This is a genomic window from Bariatricus sp. SGI.154 (genome assembly GCF_050313795.1).
In the GTDB taxonomy this organism is placed as follows: Bacteria; Bacillota; Clostridia; order Lachnospirales; family Lachnospiraceae; genus CAMBRQ01.
This window is the reverse complement of sequence record NZ_JBNPMC010000057.1, coordinates 1-17,260: the sequence shown is the minus strand read 5'-3', so window position 1 is coordinate 17,260 and position 17,260 is coordinate 1. Positions and strand designations below refer to the sequence as shown.

The 17,260-nt window shown below is 44.3% G+C and carries 17 protein-coding genes; 2 read left to right on the top strand and 15 right to left on the bottom strand.

What is annotated here, in order from left to right:
* Positions 1-50: 50 nt before the first annotated feature.
* The 3 genes from tsaA to ACQRBN_RS16675 form a co-directional block, all read right to left on the bottom strand.
* The gene (gene tsaA / locus ACQRBN_RS16685; RefSeq protein WP_427740200.1) at positions 51-746 is read right to left on the bottom strand and encodes a tRNA (N6-threonylcarbamoyladenosine(37)-N6)-methyltransferase TrmO; all 696 of its coding nucleotides are present in this window, start codon (positions 744-746) and stop codon (positions 51-53) included.
* A gap of 53 nt (positions 747-799) precedes the next feature.
* Positions 800-1,636 carry a deoxyribonuclease IV gene (locus tag ACQRBN_RS16680; protein WP_427740199.1) on the bottom strand — a complete coding sequence of 279 codons (837 nt, stop codon included), beginning with the start codon at positions 1,634-1,636 and terminating at the stop codon, positions 800-802.
* 181 nt (positions 1,637-1,817) lie between these two features.
* Complete coding sequence (locus tag ACQRBN_RS16675; RefSeq protein WP_427740198.1) at positions 1,818-2,180, bottom strand: response regulator; 363 nt, start codon at positions 2,178-2,180, stop codon at positions 1,818-1,820.
* A 338-nt stretch (positions 2,181-2,518) separates the two neighbouring features.
* Here ACQRBN_RS16675 and ACQRBN_RS16670 point away from each other — a divergent pair, with 338 nt between their 5' ends.
* Complete coding sequence (locus ACQRBN_RS16670; RefSeq protein ID WP_427740197.1) at positions 2,519-2,935, top strand: hypothetical protein; 417 nt, start codon at positions 2,519-2,521, stop codon at positions 2,933-2,935.
* A gap of 79 nt (positions 2,936-3,014) precedes the next feature.
* On the opposite strand, the gene ptsP is transcribed toward ACQRBN_RS16670, so the two are convergent.
* From ptsP to ACQRBN_RS16610, 12 genes are all read right to left on the bottom strand, one after another.
* Positions 3,015-4,646, bottom strand: a complete 1,632-nt coding sequence (ptsP, locus tag ACQRBN_RS16665; protein ID WP_427740196.1) for a phosphoenolpyruvate--protein phosphotransferase — start codon at positions 4,644-4,646, stop codon at positions 3,015-3,017.
* A gap of 151 nt (positions 4,647-4,797) precedes the next feature.
* Entirely contained in the window at positions 4,798-5,562 is a 765-nt protein-coding gene (locus ACQRBN_RS16660; RefSeq protein ID WP_427740195.1) for an ABC transporter permease subunit, read from the bottom strand.
* Complete coding sequence (locus tag ACQRBN_RS16655) at positions 5,559-6,494, bottom strand: ABC transporter ATP-binding protein (RefSeq protein WP_427740194.1); 936 nt, start codon at positions 6,492-6,494, stop codon at positions 5,559-5,561. Before ACQRBN_RS16655 ends, ACQRBN_RS16660 begins: the two co-directional genes overlap by 4 nt.
* Complete coding sequence (locus ACQRBN_RS16650) at positions 6,495-6,695, bottom strand: PLDc N-terminal domain-containing protein (protein WP_427740192.1); 201 nt, start codon at positions 6,693-6,695, stop codon at positions 6,495-6,497.
* Between the two features lie 143 nt (positions 6,696-6,838).
* Positions 6,839-8,992: a double-cubane-cluster-containing anaerobic reductase gene (locus ACQRBN_RS16645; RefSeq protein WP_427740191.1), complete on the bottom strand. Its 2,154-nt coding sequence runs from the start codon at positions 8,990-8,992 to the stop codon at positions 6,839-6,841.
* Positions 8,955-10,121, bottom strand: coding sequence for a helix-turn-helix domain-containing protein (locus ACQRBN_RS16640; protein WP_427740190.1), 1,167 nt, complete (start codon positions 10,119-10,121; stop codon positions 8,955-8,957). The genes ACQRBN_RS16645 and ACQRBN_RS16640 overlap by 38 nt, the downstream gene beginning before the upstream one ends.
* Before the next feature lie 114 nt (positions 10,122-10,235).
* On the bottom strand, positions 10,236-11,396 hold the full coding sequence (locus ACQRBN_RS16635; RefSeq protein WP_427740189.1) for a MalY/PatB family protein: 1,161 nt from the start codon (positions 11,394-11,396) through the stop codon (positions 10,236-10,238).
* A gap of 4 nt (positions 11,397-11,400) precedes the next feature.
* Positions 11,401-12,759, bottom strand: coding sequence for a M20 metallopeptidase family protein (locus ACQRBN_RS16630; protein WP_427740188.1), 1,359 nt, complete (start codon positions 12,757-12,759; stop codon positions 11,401-11,403).
* A gap of 107 nt (positions 12,760-12,866) precedes the next feature.
* Entirely contained in the window at positions 12,867-13,604 is a 738-nt protein-coding gene (locus ACQRBN_RS16625; RefSeq protein WP_427740201.1) for an amino acid ABC transporter ATP-binding protein, read from the bottom strand.
* 44 nt (positions 13,605-13,648) lie between these two features.
* Positions 13,649-14,506: a transporter substrate-binding domain-containing protein gene (locus ACQRBN_RS16620; RefSeq protein WP_427740187.1), complete on the bottom strand. Its 858-nt coding sequence runs from the start codon at positions 14,504-14,506 to the stop codon at positions 13,649-13,651.
* A gap of 78 nt (positions 14,507-14,584) precedes the next feature.
* A complete protein-coding gene (locus ACQRBN_RS16615; protein ID WP_427740186.1) occupies positions 14,585-15,247 on the bottom strand; it encodes an amino acid ABC transporter permease in 663 nt (220 codons plus the stop codon).
* A 356-nt stretch (positions 15,248-15,603) separates the two neighbouring features.
* Complete coding sequence (locus ACQRBN_RS16610; RefSeq protein WP_427740185.1) at positions 15,604-16,710, bottom strand: helix-turn-helix domain-containing protein; 1,107 nt, start codon at positions 16,708-16,710, stop codon at positions 15,604-15,606.
* A gap of 236 nt (positions 16,711-16,946) precedes the next feature.
* On the opposite strand from ACQRBN_RS16610, the gene ACQRBN_RS16605 reads away from it, so the two are divergent.
* On the top strand, positions 16,947-17,108 hold the full coding sequence (locus tag ACQRBN_RS16605) for a hypothetical protein (RefSeq protein WP_427740183.1): 162 nt from the start codon (positions 16,947-16,949) through the stop codon (positions 17,106-17,108).
* Positions 17,109-17,260: the final 152 nt, after the last annotated feature.

The window sequence follows — 17,260 nt, the reverse complement described above, 5'->3', positions numbered from 1 at the left end:
GGGGAAAATGAAAAAACCCCCGTCCCCAATTCGATTTGCCCTGTCCCTTTTTACTCCATCTCATTCTTTCTAATCTCGCATACTGTCAATATTTCTTCCTGCACTTTGAACCGGACTTCCATCCCGGCATACTCCATCCCGTACACCCGGTCCGGATTCTTCTGATAGGACGGTCTTGGATCTTGTGACAATATCTGCTTTAACGATTCCCGTTTATCCCCAGGCACAACTGCGAGCCACTCCTCCGGGATCTCCACCTTCAGGCGATATCCCTTGACCCGCTCGGCAAAGCCGCCTGTCGCTTCCGCATGGCAGTCCACATAAGGAAGATAAGGCTTAATATCATAGATCGGCGTTCCATCCATCAAATCTGCGCCCTTGATATGCAGCACAGCTCCTACTCCTTCCCGCATCTCAACTCTCTCTAATTTCACACAGGACAAGCCCACTGGATTCGGACGAAACGGTGAACGGGTAGCAAATACTCCCACCCGCTGGTTTCCACCCAGACGCGGCGGTCTTACCGTTGGACTCCACTCTTCTCTCACGGCTTCTGAGAATTCCCAGAGAAGCCATAGATGAGAGTATTCCTCGATTCCCCTTAGTGCATCCTGATTCCTGTATTCTGGCTCGAAGATAATCTCTCCTTGCGTATCTGCCAGACCGCTCTGCCGTGGAATACCGAATTTTGTTGGGAAATCAGTATGTATATATGCAATTGTCTTCAATGTCAGTCCGAATTTCATCTCTTCTCTCCCATACACGACCAATCATACACAGATGATTCCCTCTTGTTATCCTAAATCGTATCTAACCTTGCTTTGATCATCGCGATTTCTTCCTTATGTCCCGCATCATCCAACGGCGTTTCCAGATAGAATGGCAGTTCCTTAAGCGCCGGATGCTTAAGTACTCCTAATAATGCCTCCCATCCGATCTCTCCCGCTCCAATCGTCGCATGCCTGTCCTTATGTGACTCAAAAGGCATCATACTGTCATTCAGATGGATTGCTTTTAAAAGATCAAGTCCAAGCACGCGGTCAAACTCCTCGAGCACACCGTCCAGATCATGAATAATATCATATCCCGCAGCGAATACATGACAAGTATCCAGACAAATTCCGATCCTTTCCGGATGTTTTACTCCGTCCCGGATTGCTTTCAGGTGCTCGAATCTTGCTCCAATCTCCGTTCCCTTTCCTGTCATTGTTTCCAAAAGTACCGTAATCTTCTCGTCTCCTGTAATTGCCTGATCAAGCCCGGCAATAATGTTCCGGATTCCTCTCTCCACACCGATTCCTGTATGGCTTCCCGGATGGAATACCATATTCTCAATTCCGAGGGCATCCATTCTGGCAACATCCTCCCGGATGACCGTGCAGGCGAATTCATACACCTTCTCCTGATCGCTGGCAAGATTCATGGTATAAGGCGCATGGGCAAGCAGTGATCCGAATTGATGGTTTTTTCGTATCTCCTGAAATCTCCCTATCTCTTCCTCTGTATATATTTTAAAATTCGATCCCCTAGGATTGCGGCTGAAGATCTGCATGGTATTCGCTTCCATCTTCACTACATTCTCGGCAGTCTTCGCCAGACCCTTGGCAATCGACATATGTGTTCCTATTGTCAGCATGATTTCCTCCTTATTGAATTTACCTAAAACCAAACTATGTTGTAGGGAAAACTTTGTTACGAGAATCATCACATCACAACAAAGAATACAAAAGCAAAACCAATGATTATGATACATTATCATGCACAAAATCATTGGTTCTGTATTGATTTACATAAAAGATGCTTTCAATGCCCTGCCGTTATCCAATCACTTTTTTCACGACTTCAAGAACTCTTTCCGGAGCAAACGGCTTGACAATAAAATCTTGGGCACCTGCCTGAATAGATTCTATCACCATTGCCTGCTGTCCCATAGCAGAACACATGACAACCTTGGCATCGGCATCAGCCTCTTTGATCTTCTTCAGAGCCTGAATTCCATCCATTTCGGGCATAGTAATATCCATCAGCACTAAGTCTGGGACAGTTTCCCTATATTTATCCACAGCCTTTATCCCATTCTCTGCCTCACCTATGACATTGTAACCATTCTTATTCAAAATGTCCTTAAGCATCATCCTCATAAATGCAGCATCATCACATATTAAAATATTCTTTGCCATTTAAGATTCTCCCTCACAATAGTTTAAATTCATAGTTTATCAAACAAATTTTCTGATCTGTTGCTCTGTACATATATCATTATACATCGCTATTGTAGAAACTTCAAGCGCATAGGATTCTTTTCCGTCTCAGCCACGATCCATGACAAAGACTGATTTCCCGAATGACGCAGCAGCACGGCTCATAACGACGCAATTCTGTGGACAAAAACTACGGAAATCCAAAATCAATTTTATTGACTTCCTGCAGGTTTCTAATATATGATATATCAATAAGGAATGAGCACTAAGACAATTGGATCTATGACACCAATATATGTTGTGAGGGAGGAATGACTATGGATTGGAAAGATAAGTGTTTTGCTGCGCTGACCGAACGGAACATGTTTGAGGATTCCTGGCACAAGACCCGCTTTAAGGAACTATTGGATTGTTACATACAGTCACCCTTTTTCTCCAAAGGATTATGTAAATGCATGTACCTTTCCGCATGGGACGAAGAACACTTCTGTGTCATGCTGGAGATACTGATGGCAATGAGCCTGGGAAAGGATGAAGATACCAAAGAGATGAGGATCAACGGAGATATTCTCGCCGAAGAGCAGACAGGCGGAGAATACTATATCTATCAATTATCCAACGCATTCTTAGATGATGCGCCATTTCACCTGGACAAATCTGCTGCCATACCACCGGAATATATGTACATCATCCGGCGGGCATTACAAGCAAGCAATATTATCGATCAATTATAAACAGATCGCACCTGCATGTTGTAATCTTTACTACATACAGGTGCTTATTTTTCATGGATATCTCGTATTCTATTATTCCTTATGCTTCAGATGCGTTCATCTCTCTTACCTGTTTTCTGACTTTTAATACCATAGACGGTGCAACGGACAATTCATCAACTCCCATACGCACGAATTCTTCCGTAAGAGTCAGATCAGCGCCCAATTCTCCGCAGATTCCCGCCCATTTGCCATATCTGTGTGCATTCTCCACTACCATACGAATCATCTTCAAGATGGCTTTATGATGTGGATTGTAGAAATCATCCAGTTTCTCATTCTGCCTGTCTATCGCCAGGGTATATTGCGTCAGATCATTGGTTCCGATGCTGAAGAAATCTACCAGTTCCGCCAATTCATCGCTGACCATAACTGCTGCAGGCGTCTCAATCATAATTCCCTGCTCCGGAAGCTGATAAGGAACCTCTGCCTTCGTTAGTTCCTCCTCTACTTCCTTCACAATTACAAATATCTTCTCTATTTCCTCTACAGAAGTAATCATCGGATACATCACTGACAGATTGCCATATGTGGCTGCCCGAAGCAGAGCCCGAAGCTGTACCTTGAATATCTCCGGCTGTTTCAGGCAGATACGGATTGCCCGGTATCCCATCGCAGGATTCTCCTCCTGTCCCAGATTCAGATAATCCACCTGTTTATCGGCGCCAATATCCAGAGTACGTATGATCACCTTCTTGCCTGCCATCATCTGCAGCACCTGCTTATACGCTTGGAACTGCTCTTCTTCTGTTGGAAGATCATTCCGTCCAAGATATAAGAATTCACTTCGGAACAATCCGATTCCACCGGCATCATTTTCCAACACATATCCTACATCACCTACACTTCCGATGTTCGCATAGATGTTGATCTGCCTTCCATCCAGCGTCACATTCTCTTTCCCTTTCAGGTTCTGTAGAAGATGCAGTTTCTCTTCTTCTTCCCGCATCCGCTCTTTTGTCTGTGTACAGACCTCCTCGGACGGCTCAAGTATAAACTCTCCTCGGAATCCGTCTACTACTCCCTGCACACCTGTCTGAATCTCTTCCAGATCTATCGGAACCCCGATCAGCGCCGGAATATTCATCAGGCGCGCCAGGATTGCCGTATGAGAATTCGTAGAGCCATGTACCGTCACGAATGCAAGAATCTTCTCTTTATCCATCTGTACCGTCTCACTGGGACTTAAATCATCCGCCACGATAATGGATGGCTTTATGGATGCAAGGTCTACCTCTCCTTGTCCAGTCAGATTCTTGACCAGTTTGTTAGAGATATCCTTTACATCTGCCGCTCTTGCTTTCATATAGTCATCATCCATACTTGCAAACATCTCCGAGAAATTATCCCCGGTAACTGCTACTGCATATTCTGCATTTACCATCTCTGTACAGATCATATTCTGGATTGCATCCAGATAGTCTTCATCCTCTAACATCATCTGATGCACTTCGAAAATAGCAGCACTGGCTTCTCCCACTTCTTTTACTGCTTTATCATAGAGTCCCTGAAGCTGTTTCTGCGCCTGTTCGCCTGCCTTCTCAAGTCTTGCCAGTTCACTTTCTGCATCCTCTATCTTTAGCCGCTTCACCTGATAATCATCATTCTTCAGGACTACCACCGGTCCTGTCACGATTCCTTTATATACTGATTTGCCTATATATGTTTTCATCTACTATTATTCCTTACCGATACCATATTAATTCTTTTCGTTTTCTATACTATTCTTTTAGTATAGCAACGGAAAGACAGATAGTCAAAAAGAAAGCCCTGGTTCGAGATCTCTTTCCACACTTTTAATATCGTATGAGATGTAACAAAGTTCACTTTTTATTATATACAATAACTGCGGCCAGCAATCCTAACACACCAAGCCCGATCGTTACCCATACCGCACACCAGTATTCTTCTACACTGCCTGCGCCTGACAACATCCCGGAAGCCGCCAGAAGATGCGTGGGCAGAAACTTTCTCGCCTTCGGAATCAATCCAACGACATAACTGACCAAAGCGATACCTCCTGTCGCTGCCAGCACTGCTGAACTGGTCTGAAACACCGTTGACATCAGCAGCATAACTGCAATCAGCCAGATCCCCAGAATCCATACACACGCAGCCGCCAATCCTAGATGCGAAGCAATTCCATTTTCCCAGAAATACCAGTTATATCCATAGGTGATCCCGTAGCATAGCCAGTAGCACACCGTCCATGTTGCGGTCATGATACAGCCCTTCGCCAGAATGACCTTCCATCTTGCCAGCCCCTTTGTCAGCATATTAATTAACGTCCCTTTCTGATATTCTGCTGTTAGAATCCCGCCAAACATCAACAGGAATATCACCATAGCAATCGGAATATTCTTGTAGAACTGCGTCCAGGATGTCATGGCATCTACCTTCACCGCTGCCACCGTAAGCCCCGTCTCCTTCAGACTATCCGCCATCATCTCCATCATCCACGGAGTCAGTTTCGCAACTGCTGGATTCATAATACCGAACAGACTGAATAGAACCAAAAGAATCGCCAGCCTGCCAGTGCGAATCAGTTCAACCCACTCCTTTTTCGTAAATGCAAGAAAGGCTCTCATTGTCCTACCACCTCCATGAATAGATTCTCAAGTGTCGTCTCCAGCATCTCTATGCTTCTTATAGCCATGTTATTTTTTACTACGAATTCCATAGCATGCGTCATATTTTTCTCCACATATTTCATATTGTTTTGCATGTTATTTCCCATATTCCTCTCACAGAGAACTTTATAACCACCTTCACTTACGGTGCCTGGAAAATACTTTAAAAATAACGCCACATCTTCCTTCCGATAGAACTCAATCTGGAATCCTCTTCCTTGCCGCTGACTCCGAATCTCCTCAAGTGTTCCTTGAAATTCAAGTTTTCCGTTATGAAGAAATGCAATCTTATCGCAGATTCGTTCCACATCTGACAAAATGTGTGTTGAAAACAGTACTGTAGTATGCTCTTTTACAGTATGCAGAATATCCAGAATCTCTTTTCTCCCTACCGGATCAAGAGCAGAAGTCGGCTCATCACAGATCAGGAGTTTCGGTCGATTAAGCAGCGCCTGCGCAATCCCAAGCCGCTGTTTCATTCCTCTGGAAAACCCTTGAACCCTCTTCTTCCTTTCAGATAAGCCTACAAGTTCCAGCATTTCCTCGGATCTTCGCCGAATTTCCCGTTTTTCCATACCTGTAATCTCACCGCATAATTCCAGATACTCTATCGGCGTTAAGAATCCATAGAACTCTGGCACATCCGGCAGATAGCCAATAAATTGATTGGTATGATTCTGTCCATAGCAAACCTGCTTGCCATTCACCGTTATCACACCCGTATCCGCTCTTAACAATCCGAGAATTATCTTCATAGTGGTCGTCTTCCCGGCACCATTCTGCCCGATAAAACCATAGACCGTATGCTCCGGAATACAAAACTCGAGATTCTCAATAACCCTATGCTGCCCGAATGACTTGGACACATGGGAAAGTGTTAATACATCCATTTAAACATCTTCCTTTCCCAATAAAAAATATAACACCGGACCGATAAATTCCATCCCCACAATTACAACAATAAGCCACAGGATTCTATTGCCACGCTTATAATGATTGTGAGTCAGAATATGCCATATTGATATAGCAAGCAATGTAAATTCCGCGATAATCAACGGGATGATGAATGGTAGAACTTCCTTAATATTCATGTCTCTCTCCTCCTGTATCATGCAAATCTGATATGTTCTTCGTTCCATATTATTATACTTCCCTTTTCATCAGATACTCAATGGACGCGCACGATACTTTGCGATACAAAGTCAACCATTAAGAAACGGGGACGGGGGTTTTTTCAATTTCCCCCGTCCCCGTTTTGTCTGCGTTCTATTTCCATTATAAGCAGGATTCTTTCACAATCCGCCCCCTCCATCGCATCAACTTCCATGATCTCGTTCAACCTCGCGATCCTTGGAAGCAGCGTATTACGATGTAACTTCATCTTTGCCGCGGTCGAAGCCACATTGCGCTTCATCCGCAGGTACCAGTAGAGTGTATCATAGAGTTCTTTTCCTTTTTCCAACTCCTCTTTATTGATGATTTCCAGTTCCTCAAGATAGACTGATTCCTGTTCCATCCTCTCACTAATACATTCAACTGCCAGTTCGTGATAATAATTTTCTATCAGCCGGACTTTTTCCCGTTCTTTTCTCTCCCGAGCAATCCTCATCACTCGTTCCTGTAATTTACAGTTTTCTTCTTTACTTGACACGTCCCCGAAACCATTTCCGACTAAGATACGCCCGTCCGAATCCCTCATGCATTTTCTACAGATACTGATCAGCCGTTTTCTGTCTTCTTTTCCCTGAATACGGGATACAAACATTTTTTTCCCATCCGGGAGCTCCGGTATTCCCTGGAATCCATCATCCTGTTTTAATGCACTATGGATTCGCTCAAGATCCCCTATATTCTCTGCGATCAACCACAAATAATCCGGATATTCACTCGTCACTCCCTGTAAGAATTGTTTTTTCATACTGTAATTCTTAAGCAGGATATCCATAAGCTGCTCCGCCGTCTTCGCTGATATTCCAGGCATTACGTATGCGACAAATTTCCCCTGTCTATCCGGATACTCTTTTTCAATCTTTCTGGCTTCTGTCTCCGGTGTGATCTGATGAAAGCCTGCACTGGCAGTGAGATGCCCATGCTTATCATATTCACCGATCGGTATCCCCGTATACTCCCAGATTTCTCTTAGGATATCCTGTTCAGAGTTCCCGGCATTGCTTCCCGACAGTACAATCTTATAACAGCAATTAATATCCACCTGCCGATCCTCTGAATTTTCAGCCTGTATCATTTCGATAAATGCAGCCAGCCTGGTCGAGATCTGTCCATGATCCGCATTGGAATAGTCCGTATCAACGGCAATATAAGGAAGATGCTTCTCTTCATTTACAAACTTACGGATATAGAAAGATTCTGCTCCGGTAGAATGACATCCCGTCAGGATTACCTCCACTACCCCATCCACGTGATATTCGTCAATAATCTCACTGAGCAGTTCAATCCGGTTGTCATTCGGCGTCATGATCGAACATCCTGTTGACAGGTATTTTCTGGCAATCGCCCCGTAGATATCATCTGTATCTTCTTCCACCATCGTAGACAACGCACGCACACCGCTGCAATTCTCCGTTGCTACCACAACACCACCATTCTTCTCAATCGCACGGATTACCTTAAGACTGTCTCCTCCGACCGGACAGCCGGTCACAAGAATCCTTACTCTCTTGTCTAGTTTCTTTCCCTGTTCATATTCCTCCAGAATCTTATCCCGGACACCTGCCACAATTTCCGGTGTCGTCTGAAAATCAAAACGATACTTGCTCCCCAGCACCATCCTCTGTATATCCTCTCCAGACACAGGTGCCGGATCCAGTTTCATAACTTCACATAGGTTCTTAAGGGATGTACGAATCTGATTGTTAAGATGAACCGCATCCCGGATCATCTTCTCGGTGATCACCACATGGAAGAACTCCTCCAGATACTCTTTTGCGCGTATGACCTCCTTTTTCCAGAATTCATAGCCGCGCTCAGACTGGCTGTTCGGGAGTTCCATAACATGAACCGCTTTGAATTCCATCATCATCTCATACATCTTTTTCTTCCCGTCACATGTCGTCTCTCCGATCACCAGATCTGTAAAATGAAAAAGAGGACATTTATCCGTGACTGCGAACCCATAACTGGACTTCACAAGCGGACACATACTTTTCGGCATAACTTTCTCAGCCGCGGGGATTGTCTCGTCCGCAAACGAACATAAAGCCACCGGAATTGCTCCGGCGGCAATCGCAAGTTCCGGCGGGAAGTATGCACAATACATTCCCACAACCGGAATCCCCTTATCTTTATATTCTTTTATCTCCAGAAAAGATTTCCTTCTCTGTTCACCAAATTCACGAAATACTTCCGGCAACTCCTGTACAATCTTCATAGTCAGTTTTGCTCCTTATTCCCTGTCCCGAGGCATCATTCATCATGATAAATGCCAGTAATTCTCTGGATATTACATGATCGTTTACATCAGTTTCCAGACACTCTTTAATCTGTTTCAACCGATAAACCAGCGTATTTCGATGGATATGCAATGCCTTCGCTGCTACAGTAACATTATTCTCACAAAGCAGATAGGTTTTTAATGTGTGATACAGTTCCGTATGATTTTTCTCATCTTCCAGAAGCAGTCTATCAACGGAATAATCGCTTAAGCCAGCCTTCTCGATCAGTGATGCCGTATAAGTATAAAGCCCCTGCATAGACCATTCCTTTTCCCGCCGCATGACGGCAATCGTCCGAGATTCTCTCGCCAGCGCCATTCTTTTCAGGATGTTCTTCCTGCTCTTACACAGATAAATCTTCGAAAACACTTCACTGATACAGCACTTTATCTTCTCTGCCCCAATCTTTTCATAGATAGCAGACACATCTCTATTCGTTAAACGGTACAACAACAGGAAGACTTCTTCCTTCTCCTCATACAGATACATACAGCCCCATATATTACGCAGTCTGGCAATCGTCTCTTCTATCCTGCCATCCTTCTTACACAATAACGCAGCAATGTATTTCTCTTCCGGACAGTTCTTTTCCCCTGTCATCTTCGAAGCATCATCTTCAAAAAGCGTCCATCCAATCATATGCTCTCTCAGTGATTGAGTAAGAACATATTGCCTCTGTTCCTCCTCAAAATAACGCTTTACATTCTGTGCCAGAATCGTCCCCAATTCCTGAATAATCTCTTTTTCTTCTTTCTCATATGCCAGTACGATATAACCGGCAGCCATTCTGCCACTATATACAGTCGTTATGCATAAATATCTGTCACTGATTCCTTCTTTTTCAAATATGATCTCATAGTCTTCCAATATAAGATGCTCTTTTTCCACCGACATAGGGAATAGATTACTCCACAGACCGGAGTATGCCAATATTCTTCCTGTCCCTGATACGAACGCAACCCCTGCGTTCGTATATTGGTCAATTCCTTCTGCTATGCACCCAAGCACCGACGTTTCAAGCATGGCTTCAAATATTATCTTGTAACAATTCTCAATTTCAAACATAAATATTCACTCCATTATGAATATTATTTCTTAGAAAATTGCATTTGTCAAATAGATTTTAAGCGCGTTATCCGCCAGTTATCGACTTGCTCTATGATTGATTTTTATCAATCATTAAGATAAATTCTCTACCAAAGCCTCCACGGCAATCTTTACATTCTCCAAAGAAGTGGCAAGATTCAATCGGATGAATGTCCCGAATCTCTCTCCGCCAAACCAGTCGCCAAAGTCTACCGCAAGACGGCACTTCTTCTGAACCACTTCTTTCATCTCAGAAGCACCCAGATACGCACCCAGATCCACCCAGCAAAGATAGGTTCCCTCCAGAGGTGTCACCACCGCCTGCGGGAGTTTTGCGGCAAACTCTGCTTGTAAATATTCATAGTTCTCTGCAATCTGCTTTTTCACTTTCTCCAGCCACTCTTCACCCTTCTCATAGGCTGCCTGGGCTGCCACATAACCGAATGCATTCCCGCCGATCACTCTGTTTCCCTGTGTATACGCATCCCATTTTTCCCGAAGTCTCTCATCCGGAATGATCACGATAGAGTTCTGACCTCCTGCAAGATTGAATGTCTTGGACGGTGCAGTCAAAGTCACGATGAGTTCCTGATAATCTCCAATCGAAAGTGACGGGATATGCGGATTCTCCCCGAATATCAGATCCTGATGAATCTCATCGGAAATGATATACACTTGATGCTTTCTACATATCTCGAACAGCTGCTTTAGTTCTTCTTCCTTCCAGACTCTGCCCGCAGGATTATGCGGTGAACAGAGAATGAATAGTTTCACATGCTTGGAAACGATTTTCTCCTCAAAGTCTTGATAGTTAATCGTATATCTTCCATTCTGATTGATAAGGTCTGAACAGATCAGTGTTCTATGATTGTTCTTAACGGCATTCAAGAATGGATAATATACAGGTGTATTGACGATTACCGCATCTCCCGGTTCTGTAAACATCTGCACCAGCCAGTGGAATCCTGCCACGACTCCCGGTGAAAACCGTATCCACTCCTTCTCTACCTCATATCCATGACGCTTCTTCTCCCAGTTTATAAATGCCTGATAATATTCCTCCGGGATCTTGTAATATCCATACACGCCTAACTGCACATATTCTTCCAGTGCATCCACAACACACTGTGCTACCCGAAAATCCATATCCGCAACCCACATTGCATGAAGGCCTTCTTCACCGAACATTCCTGTCTGTCCATCCCACTTATTACAATTCGTGTTCTTCCGGTCTACATATATGATCTCTTCCATCTCTCTATCTCCTTTCCAATCTTCCCATACATCCATAATATCCAATCGCTGCAAATGCACCCGCCGCGCCGGCAAGCACATCATCATCGAACCGGTAATCCGGACTGTGAAGTCCCGGAATCTCTTCTTTCTCCACCGGTCTGATTCCGATAAACATATATACGGACGGTACTCTGCTGCTATATTCTGCGAAATTCTCGCCTCCAAGATTATCTTCTTCAATGATATATACTTGTCTACTGCCAAGAACTTCTGCTGCTGCATTCTTCACTCCATCCAGAAGATCCTGTGAATTCTCTACTGAGCCTCCATGAATCTGGACATCCACTTCACAAGATGCACCATATACTTCACATACGGCCTTCGCTTCTTTCTGAAGTTCCTCTCCCATCTTTTCCAGGGTCTCCCGCTTGGTTGCTCTCATTGTACCACCAAATTCGCATGTTTCGGGAATAATATTTCTCACGTTTACGTCTCCTGCCTGCATATAAGTAACAGACATGATCTTCGAATCTGTACCGCGGATCTTCCTTGCCAGGATTGCCGGGATATGCTGGTAGATCTCGCCTGCTGCCGCGATAGGGTCTATCGTCTGCTCCGGCCAGGATGCATGTCCTTTTCTGCCAATGACTTTAACCTTGAATGTTCCGACACATCCGAATGCATACCTTCTTGCAATTCCGATCTTGCCACTCTCTACAGAAGGCCAGCCATGTGCCGCAAATGCCATATCAACAGAAGGATTCTCAAGGACTTTATCTTCGCCAATCAGGGTATCCGCACCTTTGCCGACCTCTTCTCCCGGCTGGAATACAAACTTGATACAGCCGCCCCATTCCTCACGGATATCGGATAAGATCTTCGCCGCGCCGATGATCCATGTGGCATGTCCATCATGACCGCACGCATGCATACATCCCGTATTCTTAGACTTATAATCAAGTTCCAGATTCTCTTCTATCGGAAGTGCATCAATATCTGCCCTTAGAAGAATCGTTTTCCCTTCGGATCTTCCTCCCTTCATAACGGCAACAATCCCTGAACCTCCCGCTTTGTGTTCATACACTTCCAGTCCCGGTATCTTCTTAAGTTCCCGACTGATAATCTCATGAGTCTTGGGAAGTTCAATGCCTAGTTCTGGATACTGATGGAGTTCATGTCTGATCCGTACCAGTTCCGGCTCTATCTCCTTTGCGGTCTTTTTCATTCTTTCAATTACCGCTTTCTGTTCCAATGCCTCCACGCTGCGACCTCCTTTTTCATACTCATTCGAGCATCCCGTAATACATGCCTTCGGCTGGTGGGCTCTGCCCGATAATGTATATATTTTAAGGCCCGCACACAGATATGCGGACCTTCTCATTCGAACTTTATTCCCGGGAAGCAATGAGCCAGACAGCCGTGCTTGCACGGATATCTGGCGAATGCCGCGAGGGTCAGATACCCCGCAGCCTGCTGCCGGGTATCTGACTATCGATTCACAAAATTCAGGAACTGCTGAAGTCTCGGATTCTCCGGGTGGTCGATAATCTCCTCCGGGGTTCCGTCTGCTGCAATACGCCCACCGTCCATGAACAGAATCCGGGTTGCTACCTCTCTGGCGAACCCAATTTCATGTGTTACAAGAATCATCGTGGTTCCGTCTTCCGCAAGAGACTTGATTGTATTCAATACTTCTCCTACCAGTTCCGGATCCAGTGCGGAGGTCGGCTCATCGAACAATACCACATTCGGATTCACCGCCAGGGCTCTTGCAATCCCTACTCTCTGCTGCTGTCCACCGGATAATTTGGATGGATAAAAGTCTTTTCTCTCTCCCATTCCTACCTTATCAAGAAGTTCAAGAGCAATCTTTTCCGCCTCATCCTTTGATTTTTTCTGGACAACAATCAGTGCCTCCATGACATTTTCAAGGGCTGTCTTATTCTTGAAAAGATTATATCCCTGGAATACCATCGACGAATGCTTACGCAATTCAATAACATCCCTCTTCGTATGATGTTCGGCATCTACCGTAACATCACCAATTGTGATCCGTCCCTTTGTCGGTACCGTCAGATAATTCAGGCATCTGAGCAAGGTGGATTTACCGGTTCCTGATGGTCCAAGTATTGCAATTACTTCATTCTTATTGATCGTAAGATTGATATCCGTCAGGACCTTCGTATCTTTATCAAATTCCTTATATAGATGCTCAATCTTTACCAACTGTGTTTCTGTTCCCATAATTTTCTCAATCTTTCTGACTTAAATTATTCTTGAATCAACTGTGTCATATCTGCATACATCCACTTTTCAGTGATCTTAGCAATCGTTCCGTCGTCCAGCATCTCCTGGATAACCTTATTAAGTTCTTCTGCGAGTTCTGCTCCTTCATCCGTCTTTGGCAGGAAATATGCTACGTTATTTGCCATCAGATTCTCTTCAAAGAATCGGAAATCAGCTTCTTCATTGTTGTGTGAAAATGCATTTACATTCGTTGTTGTGTTAGCATAAGCATCAATTCTTTCAAGCATCAGGTCGTTCATACCTACTGCGCTGTCCTCATAAAGTTTTACCTCAAATCCAATCTCAGCGCCAAGATCTTCGATAATTGTCTGTGCTGCCTGTCCGTTTGTACAACCAACAACCTTACCCTTAAGATCCTCTACTGTCTGGTAACTGCTGCTGTCGTTAACGATTACACACTGTGCATCTCCATAATATGGAATCGTTGCATTATACTTCTCTGTTCTCTCCGGCTTAACTGCTGTACAGTTGGCAACCACATCTGCACGGGCTGTGTCAAGTTCTCCCCACATAGCATCAAATGCTGCCTGCTTTACTTCAACTTCCCAGCCTGTACGCTCCTCGATCTCAGCCCACATCTCAGCATCAATACCTGTCCATGTACCGTCATCTGCCAGAAGTGTATATGGCTCGCCTGTTCCTGAAGTTACAAGGGTTACTTTCCTGTCTGAATATCCTGTGCCTGATCCCTCGTCGGATTCTTCCGTCTTTGCGGTAGTCTCTTCTTTCTCAGAATCATCGGAACTGCTGCTTCCACATCCAACTACAAATGTCATTGTCATTGCAGTCACTAATAATGCTGCTAATAAACGTTTTTTCATGATACTTTTCTCCTCTTCTTATAAAAATACTCTATATCTTAACAGATCCCCATCGCGGTTCCCCGTTTAAGATCCCATCTAATACATCGTCTCGCACTTTTTCTCCAGAAACTTATGTACCAGTCCAAGCACAAATATGATTACCCAGTAAATGAGCATGACTGCTGCATAGATTTCAAAATACCGGAAGGTTCTTGCACCCTCTATCTTAGCCGCACCCATAAGATCCGGAACACCAAGCATAAATGCCAGCGATGTCTGCTTGATCAGATTGATGATATCATTGAACAATGGAGGCAATGCAACACGAACCGCCTGCGGAATGATAATCCGGTATACCAGTTGGAAATTAGTCATTCCAAGCGAATACGCCGCTTCTTTCTGCCCTTCATCCACAGAGAGAAGCGCTCCTCTGATACTCTCTGACATGAACGCTCCCATATTCAGACTCATGACTACAGCAACCGCGATCAACGGCGTCATATCACGGACGAATGCGCTGTAAAGGGCGATTCCATAATAGAAGAAATACAACTGTGCCACGATCGGGGTTCCTCTCATGATCGAAACATACACCCGCGTGAACTGATACAGCGCCGGTATCTTGTAGTACCCGATGACAGCGATAATAACTCCCACTAACAAAGCAAAAATCGTTGCCGCAATCGTCAGCTCGAATGTGACATTAACCTTGCTTGCAATAACCGGGAGAACCTCCAAAAAATAACTCACTTTAAACATCTCATCTACTCCAAACTTTCTATTAGACTTTCTAACTAAATACAGTACCATTCTAACTTTTTTGACATTTTTTTCATCGTCATTTATTTACAAACCGAAAAATTTATTTTGTAATCTTCGCACATTTTCTATGAGAATCTCTATTTATAGATATTTTCTATCTACACATCGCACCACTGAGCATAGCAACATCTCATCCTCGCTTATTATAGAAAGATAATTATGAAGCAACCATACGCCGCGGAAAGATAATAATATACACAAAAAAACGGCAGACACCACACAACAAAAATATGGTACTGCCATCTTTTAAGCATCATAATCCCAAATCTTCTATGACTCTGTCACAGATATTTTCATAAAAAAGACTGCCTCAGTCTCTTGTATTCATCACTCTCTTCTAATACCGCAAAGGCAGGGTGTGCAAATGTCTGTGCCAAACTATCCCATACAACTTTCCGGTCTCTCGGTGCATCCGGTCCAAGATCAAGTGCCTCAAACCAGGAATCCATCGCATCAAAGAAGGCATCTCCATGCAGTTTCATATTCTGGTCCAGCAACAGATAACGAATCACCTCAGAATATCTCTTCAATCTCTCCAGCGCTTCCGCTGTCTTTTGCTGCATACACAATACAATCGCCGCCATATACTGATAATTCGCCGCAACATTCGGATGAAGATGCTCCAGATCAAAAGCCTCCGCCACCGAATCTATCCTCCGCATCGTTTCCTCGCAGACCTCCGACTGTCCAGCATGAAGCATCAGATATTGTGTTGCGCTACTGACCAAGCTGTTCAGATGCATATACATACTGATCTGCGTAAAACGATTCGCCTTCTCTGGCTCTCCTGCCATCTGATATGCCTGAATCAGGCAACCATCCCCCTGATTCGCAAGACGATAAGGATTCAGCGTCTCTTCCAGAATCTCAATCGTCTCCTGCGCTCTGCCACACTGCAAGGCGAATATCGCCTTAAGTAATGACGCATCATTACAGATTCCCACATCCCCACAATTAGCTATAATATGATCGCATAGTTCAGATGCCGACATCAGGATCTCCCTCTGCCGCTCCTCCTTTGCCAACATAAAATGATTCAGCCACAGAACACAGATCTGGAACAGAAACGGATAACAAGAATAATACTTCTTCACCAGTTCCCGGCTTTTTTCCATCACTTCTTCAAATGGCTCCTTTCCAAAATCCTCCGCCAGTTCATGATAGATCTTCTGTATCTGCTCCCTGCTTAACTGTGACTCATATCCCAGCAATTCATCAATGGATACATCAAAGAATGTCGCAAGTGCCGGAAGCAGCATAATATCCGGCATACTAAGCCTGGTCTCCCACTTCGAAACAGACGCCTTCGTCACTCCCACAAACGTTGCTAATTCCTCCTGCGTAACGCCTTTCTCACGGCGCAGACGGGTAAGATTATCCGAAAAATTCAATTGATTCATTCCGACAGCCTCCTCCTGTTATCTCTGCTAGATAAGCACTTTTCTTCTTATATGTGATAATTATACTCTACTTCAGATGACATCCTCAATAGATGAAGGCGATACTTTTCGATACAAAATCAACCAGCAGGAAATGGGGACGGGGGAAATTGAAAAAACCTCCGTCCCCATAGAATAGTATTCGATATATATGTACATTCTATCTTTGAAGTATCTAAGCAAAGGAGTATGCACGCATGAAAGAGACGAAATCTTCTTTTACGACAGAAAAACCGATTGATTATACGGAGACTAAAGATGCTTATGATGGTAACCTGCGTTCTGACGAGAATGTTAAATCCGCAGAACCTCTGCCGGAAACTAAACGACCACGGAAGGATGGACCGGGAGGGGAGTAAATGGGAATTTAGTTCTTGAAGAGTGTATGTGGAGTGTACGGCAGAGAGGGGCAGTATGGGCGTTCATATCCGACTCCAATCGCCTACAATTCGTAGGTTCAAAAGAGGTCTGGAATCAGGAATCGAATGTAATCGTCGGAGAAAATCTGAAA

Excerpts from the sequence above, each read along its gene's own strand:
- tsaA (WP_427740200.1), bottom strand. The coding sequence starts at position 746 with ATGAAATTCGGACTGACATTGAAGACAATTGCATATATACATACTGAT.
- ACQRBN_RS16680 (WP_427740199.1), bottom strand. The coding sequence starts at position 1,636 with ATGCTGACAATAGGAACACATATGTCGATTGCCAAGGGTCTGGCGAAG.
- ACQRBN_RS16675 (WP_427740198.1), bottom strand. The coding sequence starts at position 2,180 with ATGGCAAAGAATATTTTAATATGTGATGATGCTGCATTTATGAGGATG.
- ACQRBN_RS16670 (WP_427740197.1), top strand. The coding sequence starts at position 2,519 with ATGGATTGGAAAGATAAGTGTTTTGCTGCGCTGACCGAACGGAACATG.
- ptsP (WP_427740196.1), bottom strand. The coding sequence starts at position 4,646 with ATGAAAACATATATAGGCAAATCAGTATATAAAGGAATCGTGACAGGA.
- ACQRBN_RS16660 (WP_427740195.1), bottom strand. The coding sequence starts at position 5,562 with ATGAGAGCCTTTCTTGCATTTACGAAAAAGGAGTGGGTTGAACTGATT.
- ACQRBN_RS16655 (WP_427740194.1), bottom strand. The coding sequence starts at position 6,494 with ATGGATGTATTAACACTTTCCCATGTGTCCAAGTCATTCGGGCAGCAT.
- ACQRBN_RS16650 (WP_427740192.1), bottom strand. The coding sequence starts at position 6,695 with ATGAATATTAAGGAAGTTCTACCATTCATCATCCCGTTGATTATCGCG.
- ACQRBN_RS16645 (WP_427740191.1), bottom strand. The coding sequence starts at position 8,992 with ATGAAGATTGTACAGGAGTTGCCGGAAGTATTTCGTGAATTTGGTGAA.
- ACQRBN_RS16640 (WP_427740190.1), bottom strand. The coding sequence starts at position 10,121 with ATGTTTGAAATTGAGAATTGTTACAAGATAATATTTGAAGCCATGCTT.
- ACQRBN_RS16635 (WP_427740189.1), bottom strand. The coding sequence starts at position 11,396 with ATGGAAGAGATCATATATGTAGACCGGAAGAACACGAATTGTAATAAG.
- ACQRBN_RS16630 (WP_427740188.1), bottom strand. The coding sequence starts at position 12,759 with ATGAGAAGGTCCGCATATCTGTGTGCGGGCCTTAAAATATATACATTA.
- ACQRBN_RS16620 (WP_427740187.1), bottom strand. The coding sequence starts at position 14,506 with ATGAAAAAACGTTTATTAGCAGCATTATTAGTGACTGCAATGACAATG.
- ACQRBN_RS16615 (WP_427740186.1), bottom strand. The coding sequence starts at position 15,247 with ATGTTTAAAGTGAGTTATTTTTTGGAGGTTCTCCCGGTTATTGCAAGC.
- ACQRBN_RS16610 (WP_427740185.1), bottom strand. The coding sequence starts at position 16,710 with ATGAATCAATTGAATTTTTCGGATAATCTTACCCGTCTGCGCCGTGAG.
- ACQRBN_RS16605 (WP_427740183.1), top strand. The coding sequence starts at position 16,947 with ATGAAAGAGACGAAATCTTCTTTTACGACAGAAAAACCGATTGATTAT.